The 18106-nt window shown below is 51.8% G+C and carries 18 protein-coding genes; all 18 read right to left on the minus strand.

Annotated elements, in window-relative coordinates; genetic code table 11:
- Positions 1-3 precede the first annotated feature (3 nt).
- The 18 genes from B9L19_RS18235 to B9L19_RS18325 all read right to left on the minus strand — a co-directional run bounded on the left by B9L19_RS18235 (position 4) and on the right by B9L19_RS18325 (position 17950).
- On the minus strand, positions 4-1554 hold the full coding sequence (locus B9L19_RS18235) for a putative polysaccharide biosynthesis protein (protein ID WP_025950913.1): 1551 nt from the start codon (positions 1552-1554) through the stop codon (positions 4-6).
- 273 nt (positions 1555-1827) lie between these two features.
- Positions 1828-2364: a stage V sporulation protein T gene (gene spoVT / locus B9L19_RS18240; RefSeq protein ID WP_011229564.1), complete on the minus strand. Its 537-nt coding sequence runs from the start codon at positions 2362-2364 to the stop codon at positions 1828-1830.
- A 208-nt stretch (positions 2365-2572) separates the two neighbouring features.
- Positions 2573-6106, minus strand: a complete 3534-nt coding sequence (gene mfd / locus B9L19_RS18245; RefSeq protein ID WP_025950912.1) for a transcription-repair coupling factor — start codon at positions 6104-6106, stop codon at positions 2573-2575.
- Between the two features lie 89 nt (positions 6107-6195).
- The gene (fin, locus tag B9L19_RS18250) at positions 6196-6426 is read right to left on the minus strand and encodes an anti-sigma-F factor Fin (RefSeq protein ID WP_011229562.1); all 231 of its coding nucleotides are present in this window, start codon (positions 6424-6426) and stop codon (positions 6196-6198) included.
- Positions 6427-6536: 110 nt separating this feature from the next.
- Positions 6537-7097 (minus strand): aminoacyl-tRNA hydrolase, encoded by a 561-nt coding sequence (gene pth / locus B9L19_RS18255; protein ID WP_025950911.1) that lies wholly within the window; start codon positions 7095-7097, stop codon positions 6537-6539.
- A gap of 60 nt (positions 7098-7157) precedes the next feature.
- The gene (locus B9L19_RS18260) at positions 7158-7790 is read right to left on the minus strand and encodes a 50S ribosomal protein L25/general stress protein Ctc (protein ID WP_025950910.1); all 633 of its coding nucleotides are present in this window, start codon (positions 7788-7790) and stop codon (positions 7158-7160) included.
- Between the two features lie 77 nt (positions 7791-7867).
- A complete protein-coding gene (locus tag B9L19_RS18265; RefSeq protein ID WP_011229559.1) occupies positions 7868-8815 on the minus strand; it encodes a ribose-phosphate diphosphokinase in 948 nt (315 codons plus the stop codon).
- Between the two features lie 12 nt (positions 8816-8827).
- On the minus strand, positions 8828-10204 hold the full coding sequence (gene glmU, locus B9L19_RS18270; RefSeq protein WP_025950909.1) for a bifunctional UDP-N-acetylglucosamine diphosphorylase/glucosamine-1-phosphate N-acetyltransferase GlmU: 1377 nt from the start codon (positions 10202-10204) through the stop codon (positions 8828-8830).
- A gap of 132 nt (positions 10205-10336) precedes the next feature.
- Positions 10337-10627: a septation regulator SpoVG gene (gene spoVG / locus B9L19_RS18275; protein ID WP_003247437.1), complete on the minus strand. Its 291-nt coding sequence runs from the start codon at positions 10625-10627 to the stop codon at positions 10337-10339.
- A 126-nt stretch (positions 10628-10753) separates the two neighbouring features.
- The gene (locus tag B9L19_RS18280; RefSeq protein ID WP_047752438.1) at positions 10754-11128 is read right to left on the minus strand and encodes a RidA family protein; all 375 of its coding nucleotides are present in this window, start codon (positions 11126-11128) and stop codon (positions 10754-10756) included.
- Positions 11129-11171: 43 nt separating this feature from the next.
- Entirely contained in the window at positions 11172-11993 is an 822-nt protein-coding gene (purR, locus tag B9L19_RS18285; protein ID WP_025950908.1) for a pur operon repressor, read from the minus strand.
- A 55-nt stretch (positions 11994-12048) separates the two neighbouring features.
- The gene (gene ispE / locus B9L19_RS18290) at positions 12049-12921 is read right to left on the minus strand and encodes a 4-(cytidine 5'-diphospho)-2-C-methyl-D-erythritol kinase (protein ID WP_025950907.1); all 873 of its coding nucleotides are present in this window, start codon (positions 12919-12921) and stop codon (positions 12049-12051) included.
- A 219-nt stretch (positions 12922-13140) separates the two neighbouring features.
- On the minus strand, positions 13141-13320 hold the full coding sequence (locus B9L19_RS18300; RefSeq protein WP_128733404.1) for a small, acid-soluble spore protein, alpha/beta type: 180 nt from the start codon (positions 13318-13320) through the stop codon (positions 13141-13143).
- Between the two features lie 251 nt (positions 13321-13571).
- Positions 13572-13829 (minus strand): biofilm formation stimulator Veg, encoded by a 258-nt coding sequence (veg, locus tag B9L19_RS18305; protein WP_011229553.1) that lies wholly within the window; start codon positions 13827-13829, stop codon positions 13572-13574.
- A gap of 182 nt (positions 13830-14011) precedes the next feature.
- Positions 14012-14911: a sporulation peptidase YabG gene (gene yabG, locus B9L19_RS18310; RefSeq protein WP_025950906.1), complete on the minus strand. Its 900-nt coding sequence runs from the start codon at positions 14909-14911 to the stop codon at positions 14012-14014.
- Between the two features lie 139 nt (positions 14912-15050).
- On the minus strand, positions 15051-15932 hold the full coding sequence (gene rsmA, locus B9L19_RS18315) for a 16S rRNA (adenine(1518)-N(6)/adenine(1519)-N(6))-dimethyltransferase RsmA (RefSeq protein WP_025950905.1): 882 nt from the start codon (positions 15930-15932) through the stop codon (positions 15051-15053).
- Complete coding sequence (gene rnmV, locus B9L19_RS18320; RefSeq protein ID WP_025950904.1) at positions 15925-16488, minus strand: ribonuclease M5; 564 nt, start codon at positions 16486-16488, stop codon at positions 15925-15927. The genes rsmA and rnmV overlap by 8 nt, the downstream gene beginning before the upstream one ends.
- A gap of 256 nt (positions 16489-16744) precedes the next feature.
- Positions 16745-17950, minus strand: coding sequence for a G5 and 3D domain-containing protein (locus B9L19_RS18325; RefSeq protein ID WP_025950903.1), 1206 nt, complete (start codon positions 17948-17950; stop codon positions 16745-16747).
- Between the last annotated feature and the right edge of the window lie 156 nt (positions 17951-18106).

Below are 18106 nucleotides of genomic sequence, written 5' to 3' on the forward strand. Positions count from 1 at the left end.
CGATCACCTGCCTCCTAATCGTAAACGGAATTTATTAGCCAATGGGAAAGCTGCCAACTCCTGTTCAGAAAAAACATGTCCTTTCACAATACACGCAAGGTAAACGACAGCACCGATGGCAACGCCGCCAAGCGCCTCGGCAGCCGCCCATAGCCGCCCCTCGCTCGAGCTGTCCATCAGCCACCTATACCCATGCAAGACGACAGCCATCATAGCGGCCGCTTTCACGGTTGGGTACATGTATTTCCGGCCCGCCATCCAATATTCTCGCGGCAAAAAGGCGCATAAAAAGCCGGCCATAAGCGCATAAGCACCCGTCGTCGCCGCGGCGGCGCCAAGCGCTCCAAACCGCGGAGCAAGCCAATGCATAAGCGCGGCCTTCCCCGCCACTGCCAACGCCACGCCGGCAGCGGCCGTCCATTCCCTCCCCATTCCTTGCAATAATGCAGAGGCGGTCAACGCGATCGTCGTAAAAAAGACAGAGGAGGACAAGACGGCGAGAACCGACGAACCGTAGTCATTCTCGAACAACATCGCATTGATCGGTCGAATGAGGCAAATGAGCCCTAACGAAGCACCAAGCCCGATGACAACGGCAAGCCGGATGGACAGCGCTCCATAGGCGAAAACGGCACCTTGGCGGCGCTCTCCAGAAAGAAGGGGAACAAGCGCCAATGAAAACGACGTGCCGACGACCGTGCCGAGCTGAATGAGCGGCTGACCGCGGTCGTACACTCCTTTTAGCCGCTGCACCTCATCGAGCCTTGCCCCCGCTTCCTGTAGAAGCGGAACGAATAAAAAGGAATCGACGAGTGGAATCAGCGTCAACGCCATATTCGTCAAGCAAATGACCGTCCCCGCCGTCAATAAACGCCGGCCCACCTGTCGATCCCAAGCTGGCGGCGTGCGGCCCGCCGTTTTTAGCCGCCGACGCCGGGACAGGAAGAAAAGCAAAATGAAAAGCGCCGCCGTCATGCCTACTAGCGTCCCTGCGACCGCTGCCATGCCGCAAGCATAGACGTCGGCGCCGCGCTGCACCGCTCCATACGACAGCCCTAAAATCGCCGTCACCCGGACGAATTGCTCGCCAACTTGGGACGCCGCCGTCGGCGTCATATCATGCCGCCCTTGGAAATAGCCACGCAACAACGCGATGGGCGGAAACAGCAAAAACGAAAATGAAAGCAAGCGAACGAGCGGCGTAAGCCGTCCATCGCCCATCGCCGAGGCCATCACCCCCGCCCCTAGATACAGCGAAGCAAACAGGATGACGCCAAGGACGCTTAACACCAACAAGGCGACGCGCACACTAGCGGCAGCGCCCGCTTCATCCTGTCCCGCCAACCGCTCGGCGACAAGCTTCGAGACGGCAACCGGGTAGCCGGTCAACGAGAGTGCGACGACGATGCCATAAATCGGGTACACTTGTTGGTAAATATAAAAACCAATGTCCCCGACCATATTTTGATACGGAACACGGTACAAAGCGCTTAATAGTTTTGCGGCCAAAGCGGCGGCCGTTAAGATCGCCGCCCCTTTCCATACGTTTCCCATCCAGTTTCTCCCCTCGCATAGACAACCCACTCAACCTAGACGCCGGAGGGCGATAGAAGCCGCCAAGCGCCATGATGGCTACGCTCGATATTATAGCGCAACTTCCGCCTGTTGAACAAAGGTGATGGTCAACTCGCACGGCTTCATGCGCTGTTCCGCAAGCCAGGCGGACGAAAAAAGCAGGATGTGGAAGCGATTCCGGGATTCAAGGCATCTCGCCCCCATTTGCCGGGCGGAAAAAAGGCAGCCTGTGAAGCTGCCTTGTTGTTTCGCCTATTGTTCCATTTGTCGAGCCAAAAAGCTGGCGGCTGTTTCTACTGCTTTATGCTCCACTTCGCCAAGCGTTTTCTCACGCGATAAAATGATGACGGCTCCGATCGGATCGCCGTTGGCGACAATCGGGCCGATCGTATACGACTTCAACGTTTCCGTCATCCCGTCAACGAGCTCGACTTCCCCTTCCTCCGTATGGAGGATGGAATTGCGGTCTTCCATGGCTTTTTCCACCAACGGGCTGACGCTTTTGTTCATATACTCTTTTTTCGAAACGCCGGCGACAGCGATGTATACATCGCGGTCGCAAATGAGCACAGGCTGGCCGAGGCTGTCAAACAGCGCTTCGGCGTACTCTTTGGCAAAGTCGCCTAATTCACTGATCGGCGAATATTTTTTCAAAATGACTTCTCCATCGCGGTCAACAAATATTTCGAGCGGATCTCCTTCGCGAATGCGCAACGTTCTGCGAATTTCCTTCGGAATGACAACCCTTCCCAAATCATCAATGCGACGAACAATACCGGTTGCTTTCATGCCTTGTATACCCTCACTTTCATCTAGGATTTGAAGGATACTCCGATGAACCCTTGCAATGGGGAATTCACCATTGTTGTCATTAGTATCCTTCACAATCCACGTTCTATACGTGATGAAAGTGATTTTGGCCATTTTAGATAAAATTGCCCATCCTTCATTATCGCCACATGCAAGAAACGATAAACATCATAAAACTTTTTCTTGATTATGCCGTCACCGACTTCTCTTTTTCCACCCCGGACAGCCGCCGCAGCGTCTCTTCTAAAATCATCAGCCACTCGTGCGGCTTCATTTCCTTGATATAGAGCACAATTTTCAACTTCGCTCCGTCCATGCCAAACCCGAATAAGCGGCCATGCCGGCGTCCAATGTCAGATAGACGCTGGATTTCCACCGTTTTCGATGCCGGTTCAGTAAACAAGATGTCAATTTGCTGCTTATGTTGCTTCATCGATTCGACGCCAAGCTGCTTGGCCAACACCTTCAACTCCGCAATTTGGAACAAATACGCAACTTCATCTGGATAATCGCCGAAGCGGTCGACCATTTCCTCACGCAGCTCCTCAATGTCTTCGAGCGTCTCCACTGCCTTAAATCGCTTGTACATCTCGATCTTTTGCAATTCGTCTGCAATGTATGTGCTCGGAATATAGGCGTCGACTTCGACATCGATGACGACATCCGGCTGCTCTTCTTCCCGCTTGATGCCGCGCCGTTTCTCGATGGCTTCTTTCAACATTTGCGAATACAAATCGAATCCGACCGAGTCGATAAAGCCGTGCTGTTCGGCACCGAGAATGTTGCCTGCTCCGCGGATCGACAAATCGCGCATGGCAATTTTAAAACCAGAACCGAGCTCGGTAAACTCTTTAATGGCTTGCAGCCGCTTTTCTGCCGCTTCATTGAGCACTTTATCTTTCCGATAGGTGAAATACGCATAAGCGACGCGGTTGGAGCGGCCGACGCGCCCGCGCAGCTGGTACAGCTGCGACAATCCCATCCGGTCGGCGTCATAGACGATGAGCGTGTTGACATTCGGAATATCGATGCCCGTTTCAATGATCGTCGTCGTCACCAGCACATCGTATTGCCCTTCCAAAAACGCCAAAATCGTCGATTCGAGCTCCGTTTCCGACATGCGGCCATGCACGTAAGTGACGCGCGCTTCCGGGACAAGCTGTGCGATTTCTTCCGCTTTCAAATCGATGTCTTCAATATGGTTGTAAAGGAAAAACACCTGCCCGTCGCGGGCGAGCTCACGTTCAATCGCCTCTTTGACGAGTTCGGGCGTATATTCCATGACATACGTTTGCACCGGGAATCGGTTTTCAGGCGGCGTCTCGATGATCGACAAATCGCGCACGCCGATCATCGACATATGCAACGTACGCGGAATCGGCGTCGCCGTTAAGGTGAGCACGTCGATGTTCGCCTTCAGCTGCTTGATTTTTTCTTTATGCGCCACGCCAAACCGTTGCTCCTCGTCGATAATGAGCAAGCCTAAATCTTTAAACTTCACGTCTTTCGACAGCAGCCGATGCGTGCCGATGACCATATCGATCGTACCGTCCTTCAACCCTTTGATTGTCTCGGCTTGCTGTTTTTTCGTGCGAAATCGGTTTAACAGACCAACCTTGATCGGAAACCCTTGAAACCGTTCGCGCACCGTTTCGTAATGCTGTTGGGCTAGGATCGTCGTCGGCACAAGAAAGGCCACTTGTTTGCCGTCCATAATGGCTTTAAACGCCGCCCGCAACGCCACTTCCGTCTTCCCGTAGCCGACATCGCCGCAAAGGAGGCGGTCCATCGGTTTGTCGCTCTCCATATCACGCTTAATTTCCTCAATCGACCGAAGTTGATCTTCCGTCTCTTGATACGGAAACGCCGCTTCAAATTCGCGCTGCATCTCGGTGTCCGGCGAAAACGCATATCCTTTGCTTGCCTCACGCTCGGCGTACAGCTTGATTAAATCTTCAGCAATATCCTGGACGGATGATTCCACTTTCCTTTTGACCTTTTTCCATTCCGAACCGCCGAGCTTGTAAATTTTTGGCTCTTTCCCTTCCGAACCGACGTATTTTTGCACTTGATCGATTTGGTCGACCGGAACATACAGCGTATCGCCGCCTTGGTACTGGATATGAATATAGTCTTTATGCACCCCGTTGATTTCTAACGTCTCGATGCCTAAATATTTCCCGATGCCATGGTTCACATGGACGACGTAGTCGCCGACTTGCAATTCGGCGTAGCTTTTGATCCGCTCGGCGTTGGACAGCTTTTGCCGACGCATCGGGCGTTTGATCCGTTTTTTGAACAGCTCTTCTTCTGTGATGACGGCAATTTTTTGCAACGGCAATTCAAACCCGGTATTTAAATCTCCTTCAAGGAGCTGGCATTTGCCATGCAGCAAAGCCGCATCGCGTCCAAGCGGCAACGCGTCAATCTCATAATCTTGAAGCAATGATTGCAACTTTTTCACCTGGGCGGCATTTGGCGCCAAAAACACGACCGCATAGTTTGCCTTTGTCCATCGCTCGACTTCGGATTGAAGAAGCGCCATTTGCCCATGGAAGTTTTGCATCTGTTTGCACGTAATATTGACGACGTTTTGTGGGTGGGCATACGGAACATGGCGCAAAAACAACGATAAGTATACCCGCTGGAATCGATGTTTTTGCAATAATTCAGAAAACGAATGCGAAAGCGGCACACCATGAATCATTTTCCCGCCGTCAAGCAAACTCGTATACCATTCCGCCTCTTCGCGGTCCAACCGTTCCGCCGCCTCTTGCAGCCGGCTCATTTCATCCATGAGCAGCACGCCGTCTTCTGGCAGGTAATCTAGCAAACTCGCAACCTTTTCATAAAAAAGGGACATATATTTATATTGTTGCTCCATTTCCTGCCCCTCGCGCAATTGCTCAAGTTCAGCGTGAATATGTTCATACATCCGCTGTTTGGCGGCCTCATCTTTCATCGTCTCCAAACTCGACGCAAGCCCCGCTTCAATCCGCTCGATTCCTCGACGCCGCGTCTCGCCATCGAGAATGATTTCATCGGCCGGCCCGATCATGATGCGCTCGATTTGCTCTTGCGAACGTTGGTCGTCAGGGGTGAACGTCCGAATCGATTCGATTTCCGTATCAAACAGCTCGATGCGGTACGGAAGTTCAGCAGTCAATGGATAAATGTCGATGATGCCGCCGCGAACGCTGAACTCTCCGGGGGCGGAAACGGTGCCGACCCGCTTGTACCCCATTTGCACAAACTTCTGTTTACAACGTTCTACATCGAACTCTTGTCCAACGGAGAAGGTGAACAAATATTGCTTCCAAAGCGACGGGGGCGGCAACAAACGCCGCAAGCCGGCGACCGGGCAGACGACGACTCCTTTTCCGCCTTGCACCCAATGGTTCATAATCTCTAGGCGCTGCGCCTTCAGCTCCGGGCTGGCGACCGCCATCTCAGCGGCGATCACTTCGTTCACCGAGTAAAGGAATACGTCTTCCGGGCCGAGCAATGAAACGAGATCATCATACATTTTTTGCGCCTGAAACAAATTGTGAGAGACGACTAACAGCGGCCGGCCTGTCTCCTTGTAAAGCGTGGAAATAAAAACAGACCGGGCCGATCCGGACAGCCCGGCGACAAGCTGTTCCTTCAAACGGACATGGAGCCCTTCGATGATCGTACGGACATCTTGGTTTTCAGCTAAATAGCGATGCAACGAAAGCACCCCTATTCTCCCTCCTCTCAACGCCAGTTTCTTTCCATTTCACGATTCTTTCGCAAACGCAAAAACGCTTTGGTCGCCCAAAGCCGCCCTTAATGGATGAATTTTTCGTATTGATGCCATTCCGGGTTTCGCGCCAGCGCCTCTTGACAGTCTTCACAAATCGTTTTCACATGAATGTCGCCGTTTGGTTCATACGAAATCATCTCGAGCCGTTCCTCTTCCGTTAAGTGGTGGAATCCCAGTTTCTCGCTGTATATCGGCATTTGCTCAATCGTTCCGACTTTTGCACCGCAATGGCGGCAATAGTAATGCAGCGCCATTCAAGCCAACCTCCTTACTGGGCACCTGCTGTTCCGTCCATAAGGCAGGAAAAGCCGACGCTTCGGCAGCCTCCCGTACTCACATTGTGCACCAGTTCAGAGGAAAATATTCACTCGTTAAAATCATTCATTACTTGAATAAATGGCGCCTTCACCGCCTGTTCACACGCATCGGCCGCCCGCAGCACCGCTTTGTCCACCGCCAATTTTTCCTCTTCTGTCAATCGGCCTAGCACGTAGTCCGTGACCGGCTGACCGCCGGCCGGCCGGCCGATGCCGATGCGGATGCGCTTAAACTGCTCGGTGCCAAGGTGATGAATGAGCGATTTGACGCCGTTATGGCCGCCGGAACTCCCCTTTAAGCGAAGGCGGATTTTCCCTGGCGGGAGATCGAGGTCATCGTAAATGACGATGACATCATCGATGGCAATGTCGTAGTAATCCATAAGTGGGCGAACACATTCTCCTGATAAATTCATATATGTCAACGGCTTGCATAATGCTACTTTTTCGCCAGAAACGGACGCCGTTCCGAACAAGCCGCGAAATTTAGCGGTTTTTAACGATACATCCCAGCGCTTCGCCAGCTCATCGATGACCCAAAAGCCGACATTGTGCCTTGTTTGCTCATACTCCTTGCCCGGATTGCCGAGCCCGACAAACAGCTTCAATCCTCGCGCTCCTCTCTTTGCATGATACTACAAAAGACGTAACCGAAACGGTTACGTCTGTCACTCTTCTGGCGTCGTTTCTCTTCCTTCCGCAGCGTCAGGCTGTCCTGCCTCTTGCTGTTCGCCGCTATTGATTTCTTCCTCTTGTTGCGGCGGCAAGATCGTGGCGATCACCTCGGAAGGTTCATGATTGATTTCAAATTTGCCGTCCGTTTTCACATCGCCCACGGTGACGGTATCGCCCACTTGCAGGCCGGAAATGTCCACTTCAATCACTGGCGGGATGTTCGCCGGCAAGACGCGGATCGACAGCTCATGCAAGTTTTGCTGCAGCACGCCGCCGTCTTTCACGCCAGGCGCTTCCCCCACCAAGCGGACTTCCACATCAATATCAACCTCCGTTGACATGTCAACCGCTTGAAAATCAGCGTGAAGAGGATGACCGCGCAACGGGTCGCGTTGCAGTTCGCGCAACAACACGGAATGTTCCTCACCACCGACTTTCAGCGTCAGCAAACTTGTGCGCCCGCCTTCACGAAGCGCTTTCTCCAGCTCTGCAGTGCTGACGAAAATCATTTTGTTTTCGACTTTTTTGCCGTACAAAATCGCTGGAATGCCGCCTTGTGAACGAATGCGGTGCAATGTTGAACGTTTTTTGTCTGCGCGTTCCTTCGCTTCCAACACAATCGCCATGTTTCCTCACCTTCCTGAATTAGAATCTATTGTCTACTTTATCCTAAAACAAGAAGGGCTAAACATGTTTTCCTGCGTTAGTCGAACAGGACGCTGACAGACTTCATTTCATACACGCGGCTAATGGCCTCGGCAATGAGCGGCGCCACCGACAGCTCTACAATTTTATCAATTTTTTTCTCTTCTGGCAAGGCAATTGAATTGGTGACGACAAGCTCCTTGATTCTGGAATTTTGGATGCGCTCAATCGCCGGACCGGACAGCACCGGATGGGTGCAACATGCATACACTTCTTTCGCCCCATTCTCGGCGAGGGCGTTGGCTGCAAGGGTAATCGTGCCGGCCGTATCGATAATGTCATCAATCAAAATAGCCGTTTTCCCCGCCACTTGCCCGACAATGTTCATCACTTCCGCCACGTTCGGCTTCGGCCGGCGCTTATCAATAATGGCGATCGGCGCTTTCAAACGGTCAGCGAGCTTGCGCGCCCTTGTGACACCGCCATGGTCCGGAGAGACGACGACAATATCCTCCAATTGTTTGCTTTTGAAATAATCCGCCAAAATGGGCACACCCATCAAATGATCGATTGGAATATCGAAAAATCCTTGAATTTGAGGGGCATGCAAATCAAGCGTGATGACGCGCGACGCCCCGGCCGTCTCGAGCAAGTTGGCGACCAGCTTCGCTGTAATCGGTTCGCGCGAACGCGCTTTCCGGTCTTGACGGGCATAGCCGTAATACGGCATCACGATATTGATCGTGCGGGCCGAGGCGCGCTTTAACGCGTCGATCATGATAAGCAGCTCCATCAAATGCTCATTGACCGGCACGCTCGTCGATTGAATGACGAACACATCGTCGCCGCGGATGCTTTCTTCAATGTTGATTTGAATTTCCCCGTCGCTGAAACGGGAAACGGAACATTTGCCGAGCTCGATTCCCATGACTTCTGCAATTTCCTTCGCCAACTTCATGTTCGAGTTCAGAGCGAACAATTTTAATTGATGCTGACAGTCAGACATGATAGACCTCCGCTAAGATTTTTTCTTGCCTGGCAGGCGATCAACATAATGTTCTTTATTGACTTGCCGGGCGCGGGCAATGGCAAGTGCGCGGCCGGGAACATCGTCTGTAATCGTCGATCCCGCGGCGACGTAAGCGCCTTGACCGACCGTAACAGGGGCGATCAAATTGACGTTGCAGCCGATAAACGCTCCGTCCTCAATTTTTGTCAAATGTTTGTGCACCCCATCATAGTTGACCGTGATGGATCCGCAGCCAAGATTAACATCGGCGCCGACTTCAGCATCGCCGATATAACTCAAGTGCGACGCCTTGCTTCCTTTGCCAAACGTCGATTTTTTCACCTCGACGAAATTGCCGATCCGCACCTCATCGTCGATTTTTGACAGCGGACGAATATGGGCGAACGGGCCGATCGTCACATCCGACCCAATCTCGCTGTCATGGGCGACCGAATGGCGAATCGATGTGCGATGGCCGATATAGCAATTTTTAATTTCCGAATGGGGCCCAATGACGCAATCCTCACCGATCACTGTCTCGCCTTCAATCACCGTGCCGGGGTAAATGACTGTGTCACGCCCAATCACCGCCTCGGCGGAAAGGTAAGTGGAAGCTGGATCGATGATCGTGACTCCGTTTTTCATATGTTGACGGCAAATGCGAGCACGCATGATCCGCTCCGCTTCAGCGAGAGCGATGCGGTCGTTTACACCGATCGTTTCTTCAAACGAAGGCGCCTGATAGGCGGATACAACGCCGCCATCCGCTTTGATAATCTCAATCACATCGGTTAAATAATATTCGCCTTGGGCATTGTGGTTGGTCACTTTTGTAAGCGCTTGAAACAATGTCTGGTTGTCAAAACAATACGTTCCTGTGTTAATCTCGCGAATGGTCCGCTCTTGCTCACTCGCATCCTTATGTTCGACAATTTTCTCGACATGGCCAGCCTCGTTGCGGACAATGCGGCCATATCCGGACGGATCATCAGCGATGGCCGTCAACACGGTCGCCTTCGCCTTGGCGGCCATATGATGCTCGATGAGCATCTCCATCGTCTCAGCGGTGATGAGCGGCGTATCCCCACAGACGACAATCGTCACTCCTTCAAGACCGCGCAAATGCGGAGCCGCCTGCATGACTGCATGCGCCGTCCCGAGTTGCTCCTCCTGCAGGGCATATTCACACTGGGAGCCGAGCTGTTCTTTCACTTGTTCCGCTCCAAATCCCACTACCGCAATCGTTTTTTCCACCCCAAGCTTTGACACTTGGTCGATGACGTGCTGAACCATTGGCTTGCCGCAAACGGGATGAAGCACTTTATACCGCTTCGATTTCATCCTCGTCCCTTGTCCGGCCGCCAAAATGACCGCATATCGTTTCATGTGAAAGGCCTCCAATTACCCTTTTATCCATAATTGAATATATATGAATCAGTGGCACTTTTCAAGGAAACAATGCGGCTTTCAAAAAAATAGAGAGCTTGGTGAATTTCACCGAAGCTCCCTTTCATATGTTTACGAAGCGCCAGCTTCTTCAAGTTCTTCTTCCAACTTCCCGAGGCGGTGATATTCAGCGAGGATCGCCTCCTGGATTTTCCCGCGCGTGGCGGAATTGATCGGATGAGCGATATCACGGAACTCCCCATCTGGTGTGCGCTTGCTCGGCATCGCGACAAACAGCCCATTGTTTCCGTCGATGACGCGGATGTCATGGACGACAAACTCGTTGTCCAACGTAATGGAGGCGATCGCTTTCATCCGTCCTTCGGTATTGACGCGGCGTAATCTTACGTCTGTCACTTCCATTTTGCTCACCACCTTTTCCCCTATATGAGACTCGATGTAATGAATTCCACGTGTTCGAGTCATTTCCTTCTTTTTTTCGAAAAATTTTTTATAAATTTTTATGTAGGGAAAAAGTGGCGCTAATCATTACGGAACAAGGGCAACGACTTCAATTTCGACAAGGACGTCTTTCGGCAGCCGGACTACTTCCACGCATGAGCGCGCCGGCTTATGGTTTGGGAAGTATTGGCTGTACACTTCATTCATCGCCGCAAAATCATCCATATTTTTTAAAAATACGGTCGTTTTCACCACTGTATCGAGCGAAGCTCCGGCCGCTTCCAATACGGCTTTCAAGTTTTGGAACACTTGATGCGTCTGCGCCTGAATGTCGCCTTTCACCAGTTCCCCTTCTGGGGTGAGCGGGATTTGCCCCGAGCTGTAAAACATGTTGTTGACGATGATGCCTTGCGAATACGGGCCGATCGCTTGCGGCGCCTTCGTTGTCTCTACTTTTCTCATGAGCCAGTCTCCTTTCTTGATTTTTATGTCAAGCAGCAAGCTGCTACAAAAACGCTTTGTAATTGCCTTCCTTAACAGAGATCCTCTTTTCTTTTACATCCACCTCGGACAGTTTGACGAGCGAAATGTATTCATCGACCAATCGTTCTTTTGCCTCTTCCGACTCCACAAGCACGCCAATGCCGGAGACATTGCCGTTAAACTCCTGAAGCAAACTGATCATGCCGTTGATTGTACCCCCCGCCTTCATAAAATCGTCGACGATGAGCACATTCGCTCCTTCCGCTAAGCTGCGCTTCGATAGGACCATCGTTTGGATGCGTCTGGACGAGCCGGATACGTAATTGATGCTTACCATCGGTCCTTCTGTCACTTTATTGTCATGGCGGACAATGACAACAGGCACATACAAAAAGTTGGCGATGGCATACGCGAACGGAATCCCATTGGTGGCGATCGTCATGACGACATCCACCGGACGGTCGGCAAACATCGACGCATAAAGGCGGCCGATTTTGTTCATAATGCGGGGATCGCCAAGAATGTCGGTCATATACAAGTATCCGCCGGGAAGAAGCCGATCTGGGCGCGACAGTTGTTCACACAAATACGCAACCACTTCTTCCGCTTCCTCAGCATCCATTTTTGGAATGTATTGCACGCCGCCGGCAGCGCCGGGCAGCGTCCGAACGGTTCCGATTCCTTGCTGTTCGAACGTCTGCTTAATGATGGCCAAATCTTCGCTGATCGACGATTTGGCCGATTCGTACCGCTCCGCAAAAAATGTCAGCGGAATGAGCTGATGTGGCCGTTCAAGAAGATAATGCGTCATATCCACTAAACGGCCGCTTCGCCTTAGCTTCATAGCCGACCTCCTGAAACCGAATATTATAAATATATTCTAACAAAAATGTACGTGTTTAATCAAGAGAATGCCGTTCTCCTAACATTCTCACCGCAAACACTTGGTCACAAAAGCCGCGCAACCCATTGTATACCCGCTGCATTCTGGAATCGTGCTCGATCAGTCCAAACACGGTCGGCCCGCTGCCGCTCATCAACACCGCATCAGCGCCAAACCGCTTCATTTGTTCTTTAATATGCGCGACTTCCGGATATTTTTTCAACGTCACTTCCTCAAGAACATTGCCGACCAACCGGCAGATCGCCGCATAATCTTGCTGCTCGATCGCTCTCACCATCGCATCGACGTCCGGATGGCTGACACGATCAAGTTCCAAGTTTCGGTACACTTCCGCCGTCGATACACCGATCGGGGGCTTGGCCAGCACAACCCAGCACGGCGGCGGTGAAGCGATCGGAGTGATGATTTCCCCGCGCCCCGTCGCCAAGGCGGTTCCGCCGTAGACGCAAAAAGCGACATCCGAGCCGATTTTCGCCCCGAGCTCTGCCAGTTCATCCACCGTTAATCCGAGTTGCCAAAGCTTGTTCAACCCGCGCAGCGTCGCCGCGGCATCGCTGCTTCCTCCCGCCAATCCGGCGGCCACCGGAATATGCTTCGTAATCGAAATGGCCACCCCTTGGCGGATCGAAAACGTCTCTTTAAGAAGCTTCGCCGCCTGATACGCCAAGTTGCGGCAATCATCCGGCACAAAGCGGTTTTGCGAAACGATGCGGACCGCATCTTCCTCTGGAAGCGCGACAAGCTCAATGCGATCGGCCAAATCGATCGTCGTCATCACCATTTTCACTTCATGGTAACCATCCGGGCGCTTATAAAGAACGTCGAGTGACAAATTGATTTTCGCCGGCGCTTTTATCGACAACCTCACTCATCCTCACCTACTTCCACGCGCAATCATGAATAAGCGGATCGGCATCCATCGGCTGCTTTCCGTTTCCGCTGTCTTTGCCCCGTCTCATCCGCCTTTCTTTCGTCAACCCATTTTATCATATTACCATGTTCTGGCGACGACGCCAAACAATATATGTATGCAAAAAAGGGCGCCCCGTTCGGGACACCCTCGCCGCAACACGCCCCGCTGCCGACGCTATTCCGTTGTTCCGGCCAGCTGCCGCTCTGCCCGTTCAATCGCCAATCTGACCATGTTTCCTGCGTCTTTCGCGCGGATGGCGCCCCATCCCTCACGTTGCACGACATCGTAAAAGCCCAACTCTTTCGCCAGCTCTTCTTTCAAGCGTTGCGACATCATCCCGCGGCGTCGACCCAATGTCAGCAACCCCTTTCCATGTTCATTGGCGCTATGGCATGAAACGTTTGGCAACCCGCCGGCGCATCAACAAGCCGGCTTTGCATTTGGCCGGGCAAAAGGCGGCTGCGGCAGTTTTAGTATGAAATAAAAAAGGGGGTTTTATCATAGTTCCGAAAGAAAACTCCCTCTTCAAACAAAGCGAAGTGGGAGTCGTTCACGTCACCTATTTATGACAAAACAAAAAGCAAAAAAGCAGCAAACAAATCTGTCTACTGCCCCCCTGCTTGCTCATCATCCCAAAACGTCAACTTTACCGTCTCTGTCAATACATCGGCGTAGCTGAACGATACGCGTTCAAACGAATTCTCTTTTTGATCCAGCTCAATGACAAATACGGATGGATATGTTTCCGCCAAAATACCACAACGCTCAATCATTTTTCTGCGTCCGCCGTTGGCCCGCAGCGTCAACCGTTTCCCGATATTGGAATCCAGCGTTTTTTTAATATCGGATAAAGTCTTTGGCATTCATCATCCACCTCACTATTCGTAATTATAACAAAGATGACGTCTAAAGTCAAAAAATAAAAATTATATCAGGGCATTTTTATTTCTGTCAATGTATATTTTTCTACAATATCCTTCTTTTTATGTGTGATGTGGAACTTTTTTGTAAAAAAATGCGACGGACGTATAGAAAAAACCGCCCATCAACTGCGGCGGTTTTCCTCCCGATCCTCAATGAGGCGAAACGGCATCCCGGTGCGGAGCACGCCTTTCGTTTCCACCCCACCAAGCCCCTTTTCCCCGGTTAACGTGTTGCGCAACACATCCCATACGTCGACCGTTTCGGTGAACGGGGTGAAGCTGAGGCGCGAAACGATATAGACGGGGTCCAAAGCATGAATGTTCACCCGCGCTGGTGAACTGGCAAAATTCGCCCCAGCGCGGATGAGCGACTCAAAGTGCGACTGGCAGGCGCCGGCGAAAATGATCAGTTGGTCCAAATGGGGCACTTTTTTGCGCGCCTCTTTCACCGTTTGCACAAAATGGCGCGAATGTCGGTACGCTTTTAACTCATGCACCTTTCCTTTTGACTTCGAATACGAATCATGCCCGGTGATGACTAAAATATCAGGGCGAAACTGCTCGATCCAGTAGCCAACTTTTTCCGGCATTTCGCTTTCCTCGCAGTAAATGCCGTGCACCGGCACGCCGATCCGCTCATACAAATCCATACATTTGCGCAAATATAACGGGTCGCCATCCAAATGGAGGACGCGCCCCGGAATTTGAAAAAAATCTTTCTCCACCCGGTATCCGCCGGTCGCCCGATATTCGACTTTTTGCTTGATCGCCTGATAATCTTGGCGAAAAAGCCGATACGATTGTTCGATCAGCTCGATTTCCCGCTTTTTCCGTTCCTGTTGCTCCTGCTCATCGATGACGACTAAATCGCTGCACGGAGCGTCCGCGACGAGGCGCACATCTTCACCATACAAAATCGCTTCCCACTCGCCGTTTTTTTCTTTCATATCAATCACTCGGAACAATACATCACATTGGTAAGACTTGCGGGCGACAATATCGCCGATTTTAATGACGTCCATCACCGCTCACTCCATTGCATAATCGTTGTCATCCATACGATATGCACGTGCGGACAATAGGTGATAGACGCCTGTTTGGACGGCTTTGGTTGACGAAAAGACCGCTGCCCCCCAAAGGAGCGCTTTCTTTACGACTCCTTCATTTGCCGAAAAGCGGTGCCAACGCGTTGCTTAATGAAGCAAACTCAGCGATGTCAAGCGTCTCTCCGCGGCGGCGCGGGTCAATGCCCAAAGCAACGAGCACTCGTTCAATTTGCTCTTTGTTCTCTTTTCCTCCCGGCAAATTGTTTGTTAAGTTGTTGAACAGCGTTTTGCGGCGCTGGGCGAAGCTTGCCCGCACCACTTGGAAAAACACGCCCTCATCGTCGACAACAACAGGCGGATGCTGCCGCTTTACGAGCCGGATGACAGCAGAATCAACGTTCGGCTGCGGCATAAAGACGGTGCGCGGCACCGTCATGACGACTTCCGCTTCGGTATAATACTGCACAGCGATCGTTAGCGAGCCGTAATCTTTCGTCCCTGGCTTAGCGGCAAGACGGTCGGCGACTTCTTTTTGCAGCATGACGACCATGCCGCGGATCGGCAACCGCTCGGTAAGCAGCTTCATAATGATCGGTGTCGTCACATAATAAGGTAAGTTGGCGACGACCATCCGGTCGCTTACATCAGCCAATTCCTCAGCGATGACGGCATGCAAGTCGGCCTTTAATACATCTTGGTGAAAGATGCGCACATTGTCATAAGGAGACAGCGTGTCGGCCAAAATGGGCAACAGTCGGCCGTCGATTTCAAAGGCGACGACTTTTTTCGCCCGCCGCGCCAATTGTTCCGTCAACGCTCCGATGCCCGGTCCGATTTCAATCGCTCCTGTATCAGGGGAGATGTCGGCAACATCCACGATTTTCCGCAAAATGTTCGCATCGATCAAAAAGTTTTGCCCGAGGCTCTTTTTAAACGAAAAGCCATATCGCTCCAAAATTTCTTTCGTCCGCCCCGGTGTTGCAATATCTTTATACATCGTCCGCCTCCTCCTGCATCACGTGCGCTAACGCAGCATAAAAAGCATCACGGGAAATGCGGAACACTTGCAGCCGCTTATGAAACTGCCGACCGTTCGCATAGCCGATTTTCAGCTCCTCGCCGAGACGCTGCCGCCGCCGGCGCGCCATCGCGCCGCCGATCAACCCAGCCTCGATCAGTTCAGCAAACGTAATTTCTTCCTTCCAATCCGACGCCTCTTCATACACGCTGGCGAGCGCTCGACGGATTTCGTCAGGAGACGCGTGCTCAACCCCGATGCCCTTGCCGTTTTTCGCTTTGGCCGCCTCGCGCGGCAAAAAGGCATGCTTGCACCCCGGCACCTGTTCGGCAATCGTGCGGCGAATTTTTTCGCCGGGAAAATCGGGATCGGTAAAAATGATCACACCGCGGCGCTCTTTCGCCAGCTTGATCCGCTCAATGACATCCGCGCCCACTGCTGCTCCGTTTGTCTCGATTGTATCGGCATCAACGGCGCGCCGGATCGCCGCCGTATCATCTTTTCCTTCCACAACGATCACTTCTTTGATCTTCATCCTCCCATTGCAGAAACAACGGAATCGTCCCTTTTTCCTATTTCTGCAATGCCTCCTTTCCGGTAAAATCAAAAGTAAGGCGAATCATCGCCGAAAGCCGTTTCATTCCCTTATTATTGTTTGAATTTCGCTGAAACTTTTTTTCGTTTGCATCGTCTAATTTGGCAGAAGCGGCGCGCATTGTTTCGGCACAATGCCATTATAGCGAAAAAAAGCAGAGGGAAAAAACCCTCCGCTTCGTTCTCCCATCGCATCTCTATGGCAATACCCGTATTTTCACGCGCTTTCTGCCCCAACGAAACGCATCCGACCGTTCCGGGAAAAACACATCAATTTGATATCCGCGGATGCCTGAGCCGGTGTCAGCGGCAATGGCATATCCGTATCCTTCCACATACACTCTCGACCCAAGGGGGATGATGGACGGGTCGACCGCAATCACTTTAGCGGAAGGATTTTTGCGCAAGTTGATGCCCGTGCTTGTTATGCCTGAACAGCCTGCACAATAGGCCGTGTAGGCGGTGGCGGTGACGTAAAATTCCTTCGCGGCATGGTCCGAGCCGCGCGAGGACGGGCGGTCGGGCGCGGCAGCTAGGCGCACCATTTTCGTGCCGATGGCGACAATGCGCGCCTTGCTTTCTTTTAGCGTTTTCGCAGCGATTAGTTTGCGCGCCGTTTCTTTGCCGTTTTCCAATGTCACCTCATACGTTTTTTGAACCGTCCCTTTTTCTCCAGGCTGAATGACGCGCCGCTCTCCTTTCGGCAATGAGTCATCCCGTTTTGTCACCACGGCAAAGTCGACGGGTTCTTCCACTACATCGGTGACTTTTTTTACTCGGATCACGCGAATGGTCATCTGTTCTTTGACCGTTTCATGCAAGGAGGGCTCTATCCGATCGAGTTGACCTAGCTGAATCCCTTGCTGCTTCAAAAAGTCAGCGACCGTAGTCGAAGTTGTCCATACCTGCTGTTGTTTACCGCCGACATTGATGTGGACTGGAAACGCCTTTTCAACGCCGATGTCCATGCCTTTTTGAATTTTCGTCGAAAGCGCCGGCGCCACTTTGTCATACGCCCCGACCGCCACGTGCTGCGAACGGAGCAGCTCCGCGACCGTATCGGCTGTCGTCCATATCTTTTTCTTTTTTCCATTGACTGTCAGCGTCACTTCTTTGCTTGCTTCCCAAACAATATGGAGATCGTCGGTGATCGGCGAATGCAAGGACGGATAAACATAATCTTCTTTGCGCGGCTGAATGTTTTGCTCCGCAAGCAGCTCTTTCACCGTTTTCGCATGAGTGCGAATTTCTTGTTTGTTTCCGTTTTTGATCAGCGTCACATCGTCTTTGGCCATCTCATATCCAGCAACCCCTGTCGTCGCGGAGATGGCGAGAAACCCGCCCGCTGTGACGGTCACGTTTTTCCTCCATAAGTCCAGCCATTTCCTCCCATTCGGCAACATTAGATGAACGCCTCCTTTTTCTACGGAATTCCCCTCTCCCTTTAACATGTACGCACGAGCATACTCTATTATGCAGAAAATTCAGTGAAAAAGGAAGGAAGACTTGTCGACACGCGGTTGGCTCATATCGGCTGAATTTGTAGAATTTTATCGTCT

This window comes from Geobacillus thermocatenulatus, from assembly GCF_002217655.1.
In the GTDB taxonomy this organism is placed as follows: Bacteria; Bacillota; Bacilli; order Bacillales; family Anoxybacillaceae; genus Geobacillus; species Geobacillus thermocatenulatus.